16 protein-coding genes and 1 pseudogene are annotated in these 17,046 nt (G+C 33.4%); 1 reads left to right on the top strand and 16 read right to left on the bottom strand.

Annotation, left to right across the window (positions count from 1 at the left end):
- The 15 genes and pseudogenes from A6J74_RS26510 to A6J74_RS26440 form a co-directional block, all read right to left on the bottom strand.
- Positions 1-894, bottom strand: a complete 894-nt coding sequence (locus tag A6J74_RS26510; RefSeq protein ID WP_000793795.1) for a glycosyltransferase family 2 protein — start codon at positions 892-894, stop codon at positions 1-3.
- 5 nt (positions 895-899) lie between these two features.
- On the bottom strand, positions 900-2,009 hold the full coding sequence (locus A6J74_RS26505) for a glycosyltransferase family 1 protein (protein WP_000537132.1): 1,110 nt from the start codon (positions 2,007-2,009) through the stop codon (positions 900-902).
- Entirely contained in the window at positions 1,994-3,151 is a 1,158-nt protein-coding gene (locus A6J74_RS26500) for a glycosyltransferase family 4 protein (RefSeq protein ID WP_000253762.1), read from the bottom strand. The genes A6J74_RS26505 and A6J74_RS26500 overlap by 16 nt, the downstream gene beginning before the upstream one ends.
- Positions 3,152-3,184: 33 nt before the next feature.
- Positions 3,185-5,011 (bottom strand): polysaccharide biosynthesis protein, encoded by a 1,827-nt coding sequence (locus A6J74_RS26495; RefSeq protein ID WP_000222377.1) that lies wholly within the window; start codon positions 5,009-5,011, stop codon positions 3,185-3,187.
- 295 nt (positions 5,012-5,306) lie between these two features.
- The gene (locus A6J74_RS26490) at positions 5,307-5,969 is read right to left on the bottom strand and encodes a CpsD/CapB family tyrosine-protein kinase (RefSeq protein WP_000323603.1); all 663 of its coding nucleotides are present in this window, start codon (positions 5,967-5,969) and stop codon (positions 5,307-5,309) included.
- A complete protein-coding gene (locus A6J74_RS26485) occupies positions 5,918-6,658 on the bottom strand; it encodes a YveK family protein (RefSeq protein WP_001031073.1) in 741 nt (246 codons plus the stop codon). The genes A6J74_RS26490 and A6J74_RS26485 overlap by 52 nt, the downstream gene beginning before the upstream one ends.
- 341 nt (positions 6,659-6,999) lie before the next feature.
- Entirely contained in the window at positions 7,000-7,230 is a 231-nt protein-coding gene (locus tag A6J74_RS26480; RefSeq protein WP_073990767.1) for a BhlA/UviB family holin-like peptide, read from the bottom strand.
- Between the two features lie 171 nt (positions 7,231-7,401).
- Positions 7,402-8,397 carry a GH25 family lysozyme gene (locus tag A6J74_RS26475; RefSeq protein WP_000716771.1) on the bottom strand — a complete coding sequence of 332 codons (996 nt, stop codon included), beginning with the start codon at positions 8,395-8,397 and terminating at the stop codon, positions 7,402-7,404.
- 68 nt (positions 8,398-8,465) lie between these two features.
- On the bottom strand, positions 8,466-9,287 hold the full coding sequence (locus tag A6J74_RS26470; RefSeq protein WP_000190134.1) for a M23 family metallopeptidase: 822 nt from the start codon (positions 9,285-9,287) through the stop codon (positions 8,466-8,468).
- A 255-nt stretch (positions 9,288-9,542) separates the two neighbouring features.
- A complete protein-coding gene (locus A6J74_RS26465; protein ID WP_000025073.1) occupies positions 9,543-10,511 on the bottom strand; it encodes a lysozyme family protein in 969 nt (322 codons plus the stop codon).
- A 238-nt stretch (positions 10,512-10,749) separates the two neighbouring features.
- Positions 10,750-11,136 carry a hypothetical protein gene (locus tag A6J74_RS26460; RefSeq protein ID WP_000464429.1) on the bottom strand — a complete coding sequence of 129 codons (387 nt, stop codon included), beginning with the start codon at positions 11,134-11,136 and terminating at the stop codon, positions 10,750-10,752.
- Positions 11,137-11,533: 397 nt separating this feature from the next.
- Positions 11,534-12,403 (bottom strand): DnaD domain protein, encoded by an 870-nt coding sequence (locus A6J74_RS26455; RefSeq protein WP_000511428.1) that lies wholly within the window; start codon positions 12,401-12,403, stop codon positions 11,534-11,536.
- 148 nt (positions 12,404-12,551) lie between these two features.
- Positions 12,552-12,746, bottom strand: coding sequence for a hypothetical protein (locus A6J74_RS26450; RefSeq protein ID WP_001189063.1), 195 nt, complete (start codon positions 12,744-12,746; stop codon positions 12,552-12,554).
- A gap of 11 nt (positions 12,747-12,757) precedes the next feature.
- Positions 12,758-13,515 (bottom strand): annotated as a pseudogene (locus tag A6J74_RS26445) (ORF6C domain-containing protein).
- A 186-nt stretch (positions 13,516-13,701) separates the two neighbouring features.
- Positions 13,702-13,965 carry a helix-turn-helix domain-containing protein gene (locus tag A6J74_RS26440; RefSeq protein WP_000283429.1) on the bottom strand — a complete coding sequence of 88 codons (264 nt, stop codon included), beginning with the start codon at positions 13,963-13,965 and terminating at the stop codon, positions 13,702-13,704.
- 202 nt (positions 13,966-14,167) lie between these two features.
- Here A6J74_RS26440 and A6J74_RS26435 point away from each other — a divergent pair, with 202 nt between their 5' ends.
- Complete coding sequence (locus tag A6J74_RS26435) at positions 14,168-14,827, top strand: LexA family protein (RefSeq protein ID WP_002104824.1); 660 nt, start codon at positions 14,168-14,170, stop codon at positions 14,825-14,827.
- 611 nt (positions 14,828-15,438) lie between these two features.
- On the opposite strand, the gene A6J74_RS26430 is transcribed toward A6J74_RS26435, so the two are convergent.
- Positions 15,439-17,037 (bottom strand): SIR2 family protein, encoded by a 1,599-nt coding sequence (locus A6J74_RS26430; RefSeq protein WP_098155535.1) that lies wholly within the window; start codon positions 17,035-17,037, stop codon positions 15,439-15,441.
- Positions 17,038-17,046: the final 9 nt, after the last annotated feature.

Here is a 17,046-nt window from a genome sequence, read left to right as displayed (position 1 = left end):
CTACATGTTTACTTTCATTTTTGTTTTCATTGTAATATAACTATAAAGGATAGCCCCAAATGGCAGTGCACAAAGTGTCAGTCCTTTACATGGCGATTCTTGTATAAACTTTCTATTTCTCGATATGAAACTACTAGATACATAATGTATAGCTTGCCTATACTTAAATAGTCGATTAGTAAATGGTAATTTCATAAGTTCCTTGCGATAAAAAGCAAAACCTTTTGGGTTTCTACGATATTGGTTTAGCATATTCATTGATGATCCATCAGCCATGTATTCCACATAACAAAGCGCTTCGTTCATTAGTAACATCTCATACTGTTGATCTAACATGTAATATTTGTATGCTAACCCTACATATTTTTCATTGTTAAAAATTGGGTATGGATATTTCTTAGTCAATTCTGTGCGATAGACCAATTTTTTATCACCTGTGACACCATGTTTATTGTAAAGATCAAAAAGCGTGGAGTGTTTAAGGTTCTCTGGTAACTTTGAGCCAATTATTTGTCCATTTGTATACAAATCCAATCCAATTATCCCGCTAACTTCTTCATTTCCATAGCTACTCCAAAAAGAAAGGATTTTTTCTACCGCTTCATCGGGCATATAATCATCAGAATCAATACAAACATTTAACTCCGTATCAATCATTTCATATGCTGTATTATGAGCACCATGCATCCCTTGATTTTGTTGCCAATGATACTTAATTTTGATATGTTTTTCAGCAATCCAGCTATCCACCAATTCTTTTGTGTTATCACTAGATCCATCATCTATTATTAACCATACAAAATCCTTACATGTTTGATGTTTTAAACTCTCATAACAATTTGCAAGACAATATGCTCTATTATAAGTAGGGGTGAAAATCGTTAAATTCTTCAAATTACTCACCTCGAAAGTACAGAATAATAGTCTTGAGTTAATTCAGCCGTATGTTTTATATCGTATCCTTTTGCGAATACTACTTGAGTTGGTGTTTTCCTCGAAAAATTACTAGTTTCTATATTTTTCATTTTTTCTATCCAAGCAAATTTATCTGTTAGAGAAACATGTTCAACTAAATTCATTCCCAAGTCCACCTCTTTCGTAATAGTATCAGATATAATACAAGGTAAACCAACTCCTTGCGCCTCTATGAGAGTGAGTGGCAATCCCTCATGTATGGATGGAAAAACAAATACATCAAATGCTTGAAGTATCCTTTCTATATCGTCTCGTATCCCGAGAAACCGTATATGCTTCTCCATATTCAATTCCCTTACTTTATTTTCAATTCCCACGCGAAGCGGCCCTTCGCCAGCTAATAAAAGAATTGAATCCGGCTTAAATCGAGTTAACTGCGCGAATAATTCTATAAGGTAAGCATGATTTTTTTGATGAGCAAATCTTCCAACATGACCTACAACAAGAGTATCTTTCTCAATTTGTAATTCTTCTCTTACTTGTTTTCGTATGTCTGGACAGAACAAAAATCTATCACAATCAATTCCATTTTTTAAGATTCTAGCTACATCGGCTTTATCCGCAAATAGCCATCTGGCAGCAGCATTTGAACATGCTAACAAATGTGTTGCACATATGGCTATTGATTTTCCCGCATACCATTTATAGATTTTTGCAGCAATACCACCCTCACTACTAGTATTATGACTATGCGCAATCCTAACTGGCACCCTTGCTTTTTTAGCTGAACGAAGTACAAATCCGCTCATCTTATCTATATGTGAATGAACGATTTTATATTGCGTATGGGTACTAAAGAAATTATCTAGCGCCTTTATATAGCCCCTATGACCAACATCTGTAACATATGGAATTCTATGAATTTCCCCGCCTAACTTTACTATTTCTTCATCAAACACTCCTTCTTTACAAGTTAAAAAATCAAATTGTACTTTTGAGCGGTCTATATTACGATACAAATTCATAATTAAAGTTTCGGCTCCGCCTCTATTCATATTTACGACTACATGTAGTACTCTCAATGGAGTGCCCAATTTAAATCCTCCATTTCATCCATATATGTTGTATAAATTTCTTTTTTCTCTTTTAACACTTCGTTAACTGAATATTTACTTGTAATAATAGTACGCCCACACCGTCCAAACTGAGCTTGTAATTTAATACTTTTAGAAATAGAATTTATTCTTTCAGACATCGTCTTTATATCATCACGATCTATAATCCAACCATTTTTATTATGAATAATTAACTCCCTATGTCCCCGATTGTCAGTGGCGATAACTGGAAGTCCACAAGCCATAGCTTCCATAATATTAACTGGTAAACCTTCCCGGTAACTCGATGCAACAGCTAGGTCACACATCTGCAGCAAAGGGGCTATATCATTTCTATAACCAAGAAAATGCACCATACTACTCACACCTAGTTGAGCCGCTATATTTTTGCACTCCTTCATTAAAGGCCCTTCACCAGCAAGTAGTAGCTTCGCATGCGGAATTTCATTTTTTAATTGTGCCAATGATTGAATTAAGAAGCTTTGGTTTTTGTTCTTATTAAATTCAGCTGCATAAAACATTAAAAAATCTTCAGAATTATAACCATTTTTATGTCTTAATTGCTCCTTTTCACTTTCATTAACAGGAATATATCGTTCTATATCTACTCCTACACCATGAACGAGTTTAATACTTCCCGCCTGAAATCGATGCTTTACTGCTAAACTGTAATCTTCTTGATTAATTGTTAGAAGACAATCCGTAGTAGTAGCTAAAATTCTTTCGATTGGATAGTATAAGAGCCAATTTATGAATGATGATCCTTTACAAAAATGAAATCCATGCGCTGTATATATAACCTTTGTGCCTTCTCTCCGCACTTTTCTAGCAGCTAGACGAGCAATTGCTCCTCCCATAGGCGTATGACAATGAATGATATTATATTTATTTTGATGAATAATTGATGTAAGTTTTTTATATGCATGAAAGTTTTGTACGCTAATCGGTGATCTTTGAAGAGGAATATTATATTTTTGAGTTACGTACGGAAGATGTATATTCCCATTCGCTGCAACATGCACTTCCCATCCTTGGTCTGCAAACCATTTCAAATACGGTAAATGAAAAGCTTTAAAATGATAATCCACAGTTGCACAAAACAGAATTTTTTTAGACACCATCCCACGCACCCGTCTTATAATAATTTTTTGCTATTAACCTGATACTGGTATTAATAGTTTTAAAGTTTTTCGCTGATTCACTAAATTTAACAATCGCTTTCTTAATTCCATCTCATCTAACTCTGTATATTCCAAAATTAACTTTTCTATTTCTTCTATACGAACATTCATTTCTTGCCCTACATAAATTCTCGGGTGAACTTGCTTCTCATTCATTTCATCTTCTTTTAGTAATTCTTCAAAAAGCTTCTCTCCTGGGCGTATACCGGTAAATTCTATTCCTATTTCATCCAAAGAGTTTCCTGATAATCGAATGAGATTTTTAGCAAGATCAACTATTTTTACTGGTTCTCCCATATCCAGCACAAAAATTTCTCCTCCTTTAGCTAGCGCCCCAGCTTGCACTACGAGTCTTGATGCCTCCGGAATTGTCATAAAATAACGAACCATATCAGGATGAGTAACTGTAATTGGTCCACCATTTTGAATTTGTTTCTTAAATAAAGGTATGACGCTTCCGCGGCTACCTAATACATTTCCAAAACGTACTGTAACAAACTTTGTATGACTTATTTTATCTTTGTGCTGAATGACCATCTCAGCTAATTTCTTTGTTGCACCCATAACACTCGTCGGGTTCACCGCTTTATCGGAAGAAATCATAACAAACGTTCCTACTCCATGTGTTCTCGCTGCCTCTGCTATATTCATAGTTCCAATCAAATTATTTTTAACAGCCTCTTCAGGATTGTTCTCCATTAATGGTACATGTTTATGTGCGGCTGCATGATATACAACATTTGGAAGATGTTTATTCATTATTAAATGCATCTTCTTTTCATCTTGTATATCCGCGATTTCTGGAATAAACACGCCTCTCATATCGTTATATTTTTCATTTAATTCCATTTCTATGGAATAAATACTGTTTTCTCCATGCCCTAATAAAATCAATTTTTTCGGTTTAAATTTCGCAACTTGTCTACAAATTTCCGAACCAATTGATCCACCTGCACCAGTAACTAAAATGACTTTATCCGTTATATAATCTGAAATAATTTCCACATCTAACTCTACAGGATCTCGCCCTAATAAATCTTCTACTTGAACATCTCTAAATTCATTTACTGAAACCTTACCTGTTACTAAGTCTTCTAACATGGGAAGGATTTGAGTTTTTACTTTTGTTTTTAAACAATCTTTTAAAATAACATTTCTCTCTCTCTTGTTTAACGAAGGAATTGCCAAGATAACTATCTCAATATTCAGTTTTTTAATAACATAATCAATTTGATTCATACCACCTATTACTGGAATCCCCCAAATATCAAGATTATGCTTTTTGACATTATCATCAATAAACGCGACTGGCATTAATTCAGCAGTATTATTCTTCAACAACTGCCTTGCAACCATCGTCCCAGCTGATCCAGCACCAACAATTAACGTTCTTTTTTTATCACCCTTCTTTACATAATAAATATCTCTGTACATTCTCCAAATAAAGCGGGAACCACCAATTAATAAAATATGAATCATCCAAGTTACAACTAACAATCGAAAATACATTTTTTGCATAATGATTTGCTGTACAACCGCTGTAGTAAGTATTGAAAATGTAACGACCTTGCATATAATTAGCAACTCTCCTATACTTGCATATTCCAAAGCTTTTTTATACAATTTATAAACAAAAGCAAATAAATGATGACTAACTAATAGAGTGATAGAGCTAATAACTGATGATAAAGTGATAACACTAAAGCTAGCATTTACAAAAAAATAACTAAAAAAAACTGCACTTAATACAATCAGTGAATCCATTAAAAGCAATAACGATATCCTCCGGCGATACGTCATATAACTTCCTCCTTTAATCAATTCCTTACTGAACTCTTTCAAAGTTAAAGTTTCTAACTATATACTCTTTATTAAAAGTACATAGCTAGAAACTTTAATAAAATATGGGCATCTAACCCTCCCTCACATTACACTTTTGATGACTCGCATCTAAGGTTGCTTTCACAACCCACAGCATAATCGAGTGCCTCCATTGATAGCGGTCAGGAGACATCACCACATCACAATTCTATTATTCTTTCTTTATAACGAACATTTTTATGTAAGAAGGTTAAATTTATTATTCTAATCCCCTTTATACTTTCCCATTCAAAATTGCACCCAATATTCTGCTTTTCGTAAAACTTAGCGCTCTTTTCGTTTCAAGCGCATCTTCGCTCACAGTACGATTATATCGGATCACCAAAAGTACTCCTTCACACTTATCAACTAATACACTCGTATCTGTTACTTCTAATACAGGGGAAGAATCAAATAATATGATGTCATACCGTTCCATTGCCTTTTGAATTAACATATCCATCTCACCTGAACCAAGTACTTCAGATGGATTGAATGGTACTGGACCGCTAGTTAATATATCAAGACGTTCCATCTCTGTTTTTTTTACAGCGCCTTCTAAATTTGTTTTTCCGTTCAATATATCAGTTAATCCAACTGTATTTTCTACTCCAAACATTTCCTGAATCGTGGGTTTTCGTAAATTTGCATCTACTATCAATACTTTTTCACCTTTTTGTGCTATTGAGACTGCTAAATTAACTGTAATCGTTGATTTTCCTTCACCATACCTTGGAGAAGTAATAACTATAGTTCTGCTTTTATGAATAGACGAAGATAATTGAAGGTTTGTTCGAAGCGAACGATACTGCTCCGAAATTTTCGATCTTGGAGCTGTATAAGCAATTATACTTTCTCCTTTAACTTTATTTGTTTTTCGTCTATTTTTGTAGGCCACTCCGTTCCATCCCCCAGTACCACTGTATTTTTTTTACTGAATTTGTCTTCCGTATTTTTCCTATTCATTTTAGAAATCCCGCCCAAAACAGGGACATCTAACAATTGCTCAATTCGTCGTTCCGATTTGATTCTATCATCAAATGAATCCAATAAAAAAATAAAACCGATACTGAGCACCATACCTACAGAGAACGCAATTAGTATCGTCTTAAGGTGATTTATATTTATAGGCATCGAATGTTTTTGAACTGGGTCTTCTGGTAATATACTCACATTATTAAAATTTAGTATATTTGCTACTTCTTTCTTATAAACAGCCGCTGTCGTATTTGCAATTTTATGTGCAAGTACAGGATCAATATCCACTACATTTATTCTCATAATCTGAGAGCCTTGTACACTTTCTATACTTATTTGTCCACTTAATGCACCTGCAGATCTGTTAATATTTAATTCAGCCGCTACTTTTTCTAATATTACAGGCTCATTTACCATCGCTTTTAATGTATTCATCGTTTCAGCATTAGCTTGAACAATAACCCTTGCTGAGGAGGCATACAAAGGTGTTTTCATATACATACTATACATCGCTCCTCCTACGGTTGTGAGAGTCGTAAACAACAGTAGTATCCATACCCTTTTCCATATAACAGTAAATAGATTTTTTAAATTTATTTCCTTATTCATTACTTCTCCCCCTCATTTAATACCAATGAGATTCCAGTTGACATTCCCATAAAAAACAGAAATAAAAGTAATATGTTTTATTTTTTAAATATACAAACATTTCTAATTAATGCCATTTTAGTTCTTTATACAGAACGAGTCAACATAAATTATTCTTGTTAAATGACTTCTTAATTACACCTCATAAATTACGACAATATTCACTGCAATTCATTGTAGATAAATGACGAAAAAGCCCTGATATCGTAGTATCAGGGCTTTTTTTCTTAGTATAGAGATGTATTTCGATTACGTTCTCATTAGTGAACTTGCTTGCGGAATAAATAGTTTAACATGATGCTTTATTTCATATCACCATGTCCCAAAATTTTTTGTTTAACATCTGATAAATCCTTCGCCAACGAACTAAACGCTTTTGCTTGTTCTTCAATGACTTGTTGGTTTTTTTCAATAACTTTTTGATATTGTTCTTCGCGCTGTTCATTCTTTTTTTGTGTAGTAATAAGCATCCACACAAATAACGCTGCGAATGCTCCTTGTTGAATCATTGAATTTAAGATCTGCTCTTCTATTATTCTCACTCCTTTTCTAATCTAAATAATTACTCATTCGAGTGACTCTAATCTTTTATCATCTTTTAACACCAATATGTCCTTATAGCTATCTCTGTCTTATAATTCTTGCTAAAGCTATCTTTTATGTCATAACTTTATAAAATACAAAAACAGTTACTACTGGAATTTTTATCGAATATCTACAATGTCAAAGTGTTCCTCAGGTGTCCAACGATTCCCACCAATATCAATCCAGCCTTCTTTACGGAAGAATACTGTAAGGGGTTCTTTTGAAGTAATACGTCCTTTGTATGAGCCGTTAATTCCATCATAAAAGTTTACTCCATATCCTTCTGGGTATTTTGATATTGCTTTGAAAGGTCTCCAATAATAATGCTCCGCTTTTACCCAACGGCTTCTACCTAAATCTAACCACACATCATTATCTTCTCCCCAGTACGCATTCCAGTACAATACTTCTGCTGCTGTTGTAAAGTTCCCCTGATAGTTGCCATGTGGTCTATCATGATAGTTAATACCATAACCTTCCCAGTATATTGACTTTGCGAACCCAATCCCTTCTGGTTGCGGTGTACCAACAACGCCACCTTTACCTGTAAACCATTCAAGAGATTTTTCTCCGTTTAAGTAATTTAAATCTACATTACCAGATACGCCCGCAAGACTACCACTTTCCGTATACTGCCATAAATCACAGTTATAGGCTGGTTTATTTCCATAACGTGGAATCCAAAGGAAATCCGCATTCACAGTATTTAGTCCATAGCTTGTATACATGTGATGTGATACATATAGACCTATTTTCCAGCCAGCTGCACGGCATGTATCAATAAATGCCTGTGAAGCTTTCGCTAAGTTAACTGCTCCACAACTTGCTAATGTATCATCTTCCACATCTAATACTAAAAATTTCGCTTCTTTGTCAGCGCGCGCCATAAAATCATTCGCTTCTACAATAGCATCCTGAACACTTACATAACATCCATAAGCATAGTGTGCAAATGGGACACCATAGTCTTTACAACCTTGTACATACTCTTTATAACGTGTATCAATTGTCCTTGATCCATACTGTACACGTATAATAGCAAGTTCAAGCTCTTTACTAGCTGCCGCCCAATTTATTGAACCATTGTGATGAGATAAATCTGCAATTTTCTTCATTTCTATTCCTCTTCTTTCCTATATCAAAATTTATGAATAAAAAAACAACTCTTAATAGAGTTGTTTTTTTATCGAATATCTACAATGTCAAAGTGTTCCTCAGGTGCCCAACTATTCCCACCGATATCAATCCAGCCTTCTTTACGGAAGAATACTGTAAGAGGTTCTTTTGAAGTAATACGTCCTTTGTATGAGCCGTTAATTCCATCATAAAAGTTTACTCCATATCCTTCTGGATATTTTGATATTGCTTTGAAAGGTCTCCAATAATAATGCTCCGCTTTTACCCAACGGCTTCTACCTAAATCTAACCACACATCATTATCTTCTCCCCAGTACGCACCCCAGTATAATACTTCTGCTGCTGTTGTAAAGCTTCCCTGATAGTTGCCATGTGGTCTATCATGATAGTTAATACCATAACCTTCCCAGTATATTGACTTTGCGAACCCAATTCCTTCTGGTTGCGGTGTACCAACAGCGCCACCTTTCCCCAAGTAGTCTAATGGATTCACAGCATTACTCTTATTAATATTCCAGCCGCCTTTATGCATTTCAAAATGTAAGTGCTGACCATAAGCCTGTCCCGTTTCTCCCATAACCCCAATTGTTTGTCCTTGTGTAACAGAATCGCCTTCTTTAACTGTACGAGAACCACTTCGCATGTGAGCGTATACAGTTTCCCATGTAACTCCATTAATATTATGAACAATCATAATACATTCACCGTAACTAGATGAAAAATACGAACGACTAACTTTCCCACTAGCCGCTGCATAAATCGGATGATAGCCTGCTTCAGCAAGATCTACCCCATGATGATCTGGTCTGTCACCTCTAAAACCACTTGTTACTCTCGTTGTATTTGTTGGATAAATAAATGTTGCCATATGAATCTTCCTTTCTATTTTATATTGTCTATATTTATTATTTTTAGATATATTGTAGGTTTTCCAACCTTAAAACGAACAAAACAGAGAATTTCTCCATTGTTATCTACCATCAAAATATTATTCTTTTAACCATAAGTTAAATATTATTAAGATTACCAAAGACTCTTGAAAAACTATTATTTTATATGACTAATTCTTCTTTCCTACATTACAGTTTACGTATAAAAAACAACTCTTGGTAGAGTTGTTTTTTTATCGAATATCTACAATATCAAAGTGTTCCTCAGGTGCCCAACTATTCCCACCAATATCAATCCAGCCTTCTTTACGGAAGAATACTGTAAGGGGTTCTTTTGAAGTGATACGGCCTTTATATGAACCGTTAATTCCATCGTAAAAGTTTACTCCATATCCTTCTGGGTATTTTGATATTGCTTTGAAAGGTCTCCAATAATAATGCTCCGCTTTTACCCAACGGCTTCTACCTAAATCTAACCACACATCATTATCTTCTCCCCAGTACGCACCCCAGTATAATACTTCTGCTGCTGTTGTAAAGTTTCCCTGATAGTTGCCATGTGGTCTATCATGATAGTTAATACCATAGCCTTCCCAGTATATTGACTTCGCGAACCCAATTCCTTCTGGTTGTGGAACACCGCCTGCATTAAAATCTACATATTGTTTAACAATTTCAGCGTAGAAAAAATTACCGCCATTTTTATATCGATAACCACCATTGTACGCAACTGCGATAGGATGACTATATTTAACCATAGCACCAGTTGTATTTCCAAGTGATGGCGCAACAACCGTCTTAGAATACAGATCTGCCACCGGTAATGAATGTTGTTTATTGTTAGAAGCTAACCAGCGAAGATAAGCTCGTCCAAAATTATATGATTGAACAATGGCACTTAAATCTGTAATACCATTTTTCTTTGCATCATCAAAAGCTCCTTTTAAATGCTTTACTCCGTAATACACTGAATCTTTAGGATTCTTGATTGTATTCATTGCCCATCCTTGTGATTCACTTGACTGCATAATATCCGGTGTTGTTTCAGAGTTCCCTCCACTTTCCACCATAATAATTCCAAGTACGTAAGGAACTAATTCCGAAACACCTTGTGCAGCACATTCACTTTCTACCATTGATTGCCAACGTAACACTTGTTGTGGCAGATTCTTTGTTTTAACTGAAGCAGCTAATATACTCATTACTAAACATCTCCTTATTTTCCTATTATTTTTGTCTAAAAAACTACTACCTCACTACATATGGTTATCAGCCAAATACCCATTAATCTATAAAATTACTTCATGTTGCTCACCTTCTTTCACAACAAAAAGAGCAACCATAAAAATAGTTGCTCTTTCGTCGAAATCTTATATTACTACTATAAATCACTTTTTCAATACTTTCTGTACACCGCATGTACCCTACAAAAAGGTAACATTAAAATCCATCTAAAAACTTGACAATTTTTCTTATTTCAGCGTGTTTGCGTCGAATATAGCCTGTACTATAATGCAATTCAAATGCTATTTGTTCTAAGGTCATTCCATCAACATATTTCATTTTAAGTATTTGATGATCCAGTCCTGCAAACTTATTCATCAAAAGCTTTAAATCAAATTCTTCATTCATCTTATGAGCTAATTCATATTCAATTGCTTCAATCCGGTCTTCTACCTTAGCCCCTTCCGACTCAGCGGTTAATCGTACATTTTGCAAGTCCCCACTAGTCCAGCGCTTTAATTCCGCTTTTGATTTGTCTAAGTTGTATTCTAAATAAGCGATTTCTTCTTCTAACTTCTTATAATCTTTGAGCCATTCAAACATCTGACGATTCACCTACTTCCTTTTTGTAAATTTAAATACTACTAATTTAATAAAACTTATATCCTTATTGGCTTTTTCAATCTTTGTTATTTGTAGAACATCTTTCATTTAATAAACACAACCATTTCCTACTATTTATAAATTCATTTTCTCTTTAGAATTCCAATACTGTAATTAACTCCTGAATAGATAATGAAAAACACCCTTCGAACAATCCTTGTAAGACATTAATAATCAAACAGAAATCACAAATTGTTAATACTTGCTCCAAACATTCACGAATATCTTCAAAGATGTTTAATATACATCAAACATTTTTGAAGAATATAATCATTTAATCTTAGCATTAAGATAATACATTTTTAAACACCAAAGTCGTCGACCATTTTATCTTTTCTTAAGACTTATATTTATTTAATACCTCTTTTAATCTCTCACGCTCTTCCTCAGTGTACTGCGCGGGTTTTCTTTCCACTTCTTGATTCGTGTGTTCGTCATCTTTATATAACCAATCTGGGACAAGCTCTTTTCTAGTCGAATAATTTCTACCTGATTCATTAAATTTCTTATTCTTACTCATTTTGAAACGTCTATCTAGCGCGGTCACATCAGCAAATGTTTTAACTTTTTGCTCCTTCCAATTACTCAATATAGCTTTAACGTAGTTCCATCTTGGTGCATTCTCATCAATAGCTTTATTAGTTGCATACTGAATTAACTCACTACTAAACAAATCACAAAAATCGCCTAACTCCGTAAATGCAATTTCACTTAACGGAATGCCTCTCTCTTTTAAAAAATTATAATTTTTTTTAAACTCTCTACCGAATAATATATGAGATTCTAATTTATCCTTATCATCATGATTAGTATTTTGTATTTTAGTATTTAGTTTATTGATATTTAGTAGTGTCGGATTTTCCTCATATGGCTTTCCTACATCTTGCTTTTCCACTTGTGGAATTCTCTTTTGTGGTGTTTCATAAATTTCCGTATCCCATCTTTTAATTTTTTTTGTATGTTCATCACGAACGGGATAACGCTTTACATACCCTAATTCTTTTAGTTCTTTAAAACCTGTACGTAATGAATCTTCTCCATCCTTTGCATGTTGAGCTAATTCACTAATATGAAAAGTCCAATCATCTGGTAGTGTAAGTGTATAAGCCAAAATTCCTTTTGCCTTCCATGACAACCTTTTATCTTTTAAACCAGTATTATTTATGACGGAATAATTACTATCTTTTTTCACTCGAATAATCCCCATACTAGTCACCTCATAAATTCTCAAAATCGATATTCAATGTTATACTTATTCAGAGATATTTTTTTATAAAATCCGCTGCAACGGATTCTTTTTTTATGTACTCATTTAAATCCATCATGCTATCCATATTTTTTCTCCTAAATCTTTCTTATTCCTCAAATTCAACATCAACTTGAATTTCGATATTCATAGAAATTTCTTGTGTTATACGAATAACATTTGGACTTATTCCTTTTTGGATAAGCTTTTTAATCTGCTGTTTTGCGGCATCTTTTGTTTTAAATTCACTGACAGTTGGTAGACCTACTAAATTGCCAGTAATCACTAAAATTTTCCGTTGCATGTTTCTTCCTCCTATTGAAATTCTGCCATATTTATTTGTGAGTTTTTAACTTTAATTTCTTCATTTAAAACTGTTGGAATTGAATATTCTTCATTAATTATTTGTATAGCTCTATCCAAATGATTACGTTTAATAGCTTTATAACTATTCACACCAAACTCTCGATGTAATTGACTATAAATATCGCTATACAGCTTTTTTCTAAGACTGTTATCCTGATAAGAATTCGAATTTTTACCCCCCAATAACAAAAAACCTAACCTTTTTACAGCCTTTGTTATTTCGTCACATTCAATGGCGTATAGCGGAGCGTTTTCTCGTAACCCCTTCACTTCAGTCTTAATCTCTTGTATTTCTTGCGTATGTCCTTCTAAAGCTGCAAACGTTAACTTTAGGACTCCCATAGCATCCTTTGGTATTTTGTTCTGACTTTGTATATACCTCCTCATCCGTTTGAACTCTTCAATAAATTTAATTTTCGTTTGCACAGCTTCTCTAGAGTTATACCCCATAGCAAGTAATACGAAAGCTTCTTCAGTTAAATTGTATTTAGACATGCGCTCACCCTGTGAATTGATATAAGTGGACTCGTAAGAATTTCCTTGCGCAAATTCTTCACCCGCATATACAATATTTTTACAATATCCTCCAAAACGTAGTAATGATCTTTCCCGAACGTTTTCGCAATTACCAAACTATCCGTTACTACCTCACCATTAACTTCAAATACTAGTTCACTATGTACTAATACTTCGGTTAAGTGATCCATTCTGATCTCCTCCTCATCTTTAATTTTCAATTACCTTCCTTACATTTACATACCCTTGCATCAAGCGTTATTATTTACCAATTTTCTTGGACATTAACCAATCCTCAACATTCAAATTATGTGATTTAATATAAAATATTTCCTTAACTCTCCAATAAAGCTTTGCTTAATAATTTCGTTATTGAGTTAAAAATTCAATATTTTATGTTCCAAAAAAGTAGGGTTTCTTTTCACACTACAATTCGGCTTGTTTTCTTCAAATTCAAAAAGATATTCTAAATTATGATCAGGAAAAAAGGTTTCCTTAATTTCAAGAGCCTCATCATAATAAAAACGAAATTTACCATTAATTTTGTCGCACACTGTTGCGTAGCGAAGATTCAGATGCGAAGAGATTTGGGTAATTACAATCCCTTTTCTCGCCATCTCTGCACGCAGATTCGGATACATTAGCTCACCTCCTTAATTTTTATACGAAATTGCGTTTATTTCCACTTTAATATATACGCATTTCCGTACAAAGTCAATGATATAATAGGAAAATACACTCAATATCGTACAAAACACTATTTACTTATAAATTCAGCTAAGTTATGATAGTAACAAACATACTCAATATCGTATACATTTTATAAGAAGGATGGTGAAGTTTATGGAAAAAGCAAAGATTGTAACACGCTTAATAAAAGAAGCTGGATATAGCAAAAGAGCTTTCGCAGAAAAAATCGGGCTCCCTCCCACAACACTGCAATCAATGTTATCAAGAGGAATCGGTAAAGCATCTGTTGATAATGTAATAAAAGTTTGTAAGGGATTAGGGATCACTACTGATGATTTAGAGGTGCTCACAACTAAAGGGGATAATACAGTTAAAGAAGAAGTTTCTATTTATGAAACCATTCAAAACGACCAATCAAACATTATCCATATCCCAATCATTGGTTCTGTCGCAGCCGGTACACCTATATTCGCCGAAGAAAATATCGAGGGTTATTTACCAATGCTAAGTACATTTTTAAATAAGCGTAAAAAGTATTTTTATCTTACTGTAAAAGGCACTAGCATGAATCTCGAATTCCCTGATGGTTCTTATGTTCTGGTAGAAGAAACTCCTTATGTTGAGAATGGGCAAATTGCTGTTGTAAAAGTCAATGGTTATGATGCAACTGTGAAAAAAATCTCAAAATCTGGAAGCATCATTACTTTAATACCATTGAGTAATCATCCTATCCATGAACCACAGACTTACGACCTTTCAGCTGAAGATGTAAAAATCATTGGTCGCGTTGTACAAGCAGTAAAAAATTATTAAATTTTTAGCGCTAGCAATTTATTGAAAAAAGAACCGATTCTAATAAAGGTTTATTGAAATTACCATCCCTATTATTAAGATACTCTTATACTGAAGATTTTTAGTGGCTGTTTTGTGGTTTCTTTTCATTTTGCGCCACTTGAAGTTAACTTTATAAAAAAGAAAAAAGCCCTGATACCGTAGTATCAGGGCTTTTTTCTCTCTTAGTATAGAGACATATATTGATCGCGTTCCCATTGGTGAACTTGTGTGCGGAATATATCCTCTGGATTTATCAAGTTTTAAATTGCGCTAAAAACGTTGATTTATCAAGGTTTTATAAAAGTGATGTTTCATAGTGATTCATCACTTTTTTTAATTTTGTGGGTGAAATGTGGGTGGGTTTGTGGGTGACTATATTTCATAGCAGATTTCAAATATATTGTTTATTTATATCTACTTTTCAAGTATCTCTCAAAACCTCTACACACAAAACCCCCACTTTATTTCAAACACGTTTTTATTATATTTACTACACTAAAAAAGTTATTGCCATCAAGTTCTAAATAGTTTAACATATACATATCATATTTATGCAAGAGCAGAGGGATAATGGCAATCACACACTGTGGTTAGGCGTTATCCTTTTTGCTGTATACAAGTATGTCATACAATAAAACCAGCCTTCTAAGCTCTGTAGATATTTTGATTTCCCCTTTTTCTTTTAAATCCTGTAGCTCTGAAATTAAAAACTCTTTTAATTCCTCTAATTTTAATCCTTTGATATGATATGAAAGTGTTTCGTAAACCTTTCCTTTCTTGGCATCTTGATGTGTAATGTTATGCACACTTGTATCATCTATTTTAATTACTGCTGAATTAACTATTGTTTTATAGTGTTTTTCAAATTTTGAAGCTTCTTTTATTTTTTGTTTTAGTTTTTCCTTTTCTGACGGATGAAGACTACTCTTTTCAATAATTAACCCATCTGATATTTTTTGGATTGGGAATCTTCCCTGCTGATTAGCCGCAAATCTCATTCTTATCTCAGTACTTATCTCATCTATATCTGAAATATAGTCTAATGTATAAGTAATAACATCGGGTATTTGAAATATGTATTTTGCATCTCCCAGAGCAACAGTAATATTTTTTGTTAATATATTCCCCTCTAATTTATCTAGTTCTTCAGGAGATAGTAAAACTGTATGTAATGCCCCTTTCTTCCCCCTGTCTATTATTAACTTTTTAATTACGTGTTGATATTTTCTCACTTCAGTAGGAGCTATACCTTGATTGATTGAACTTATGATACGGAAGATTTCTTTAAAGTTATCAGTCTTTATTATTTTTAATTTGCATCCCAAATCCTTATCATTTATTACTTCTTCAATAAATCCATCTTCATTTTCTTTTCTCTCTATTAAAACTAGTCTCTCTTCCAATAGTTGCATTTCTTTTTCTGAGAGCGACCTGGTAAAATCTTTAATTATTTTCCTTACATTAATATCAGTTAAAGAATACCCCATAAAAACAATTGGTGAATTCATCATCATCGCAATGATTTTTGCACTAATGAGCACCGAATTCTTTTCAAAGTTTGTATAATCCTGCTCGGAAATAATAATATCAGCAGGTTTTTCGATACATCCATGTATTTTATATAACTCTGCAAAACCGTATGTTTCTTCAAAGAAGCCCTTCTGTCCTATATACTTCTTTATTTCATAGTCACTTTCATTATTATAGGAATCTTCTATAAAACTATCATAATTAGTTGTTAGAACTATTTGAGTTTTCAATAACATCTTCTTAAAAGTTTGATACTCTTCTAACATTTCTTCTTTTAAATGATACTTTTTAAATCTTTCTGAAATTGCTTTTTTAAACGGTGAAATTTTTGTACAATATGCATCTTTTGTTGAAAATCCTTCAATTTTAATCGATTCGTTATTAAACGATTCATTATATTTCTCTTCAACAATAGAACCCATTTTAATATTAGCATAGTGCTCTACTTCTTTTTCTGAATAACCACTATTTTCTTTTTCTATTTTTGTTCTTATATTATTGAATTCACCATAAAAATTCCCAAGTTTTAATTCATTCCAAAACTCTTCCAACAGACTAGTCCAATCAGGAAAATTGTTCAAAAAACGTTTTGATATACCAGCACCTATAAATACAACCGGAAATTCATTATTTCGCTTTAACTTTTGGAGAACTTCCAATATTCTCCC

This window comes from Bacillus sp. FDAARGOS_235 (assembly GCF_002073415.2).
Taxonomy (GTDB): Bacteria; Bacillota; Bacilli; order Bacillales; family Bacillaceae_G; genus Bacillus_A; species Bacillus_A toyonensis.
This window is presented reverse-complemented; position numbering and strand designations above follow the sequence as displayed.

Coding starts and splice junctions, on each gene's coding strand:
- A6J74_RS26450 (WP_001189063.1), bottom strand. CDS start 12,746: ATGCAACGGAAAATTTTAGTGATTACTGGCAATTTAGTAGGTCTACCA.
- A6J74_RS26460 (WP_000464429.1), bottom strand. CDS start 11,136: ATGTTTGAATGGCTCAAAGATTATAAGAAGTTAGAAGAAGAAATCGCT.
- A6J74_RS26475 (WP_000716771.1), bottom strand. CDS start 8,397: ATGAAGAAAATTGCAGATTTATCTCATCACAATGGTTCAATAAATTGG.
- A6J74_RS26440 (WP_000283429.1), bottom strand. CDS start 13,965: ATGTATCCGAATCTGCGTGCAGAGATGGCGAGAAAAGGGATTGTAATT.
- A6J74_RS26495 (WP_000222377.1), bottom strand. CDS start 5,011: ATGACGTATCGCCGGAGGATATCGTTATTGCTTTTAATGGATTCACTG.
- A6J74_RS26470 (WP_000190134.1), bottom strand. CDS start 9,287: ATGGCAACATTTATTTATCCAACAAATACAACGAGAGTAACAAGTGGT.
- A6J74_RS26435 (WP_002104824.1), top strand. CDS start 14,168: ATGGAAAAAGCAAAGATTGTAACACGCTTAATAAAAGAAGCTGGATAT.
- A6J74_RS26500 (WP_000253762.1), bottom strand. CDS start 3,151: ATGGTGTCTAAAAAAATTCTGTTTTGTGCAACTGTGGATTATCATTTT.
- A6J74_RS26465 (WP_000025073.1), bottom strand. CDS start 10,511: ATGAGTATATTAGCTGCTTCAGTTAAAACAAAGAATCTGCCACAACAA.
- A6J74_RS26485 (WP_001031073.1), bottom strand. CDS start 6,658: ATGAATAAGGAAATAAATTTAAAAAATCTATTTACTGTTATATGGAAA.
- A6J74_RS26455 (WP_000511428.1), bottom strand. CDS start 12,403: ATGGGGATTATTCGAGTGAAAAAAGATAGTAATTATTCCGTCATAAAT.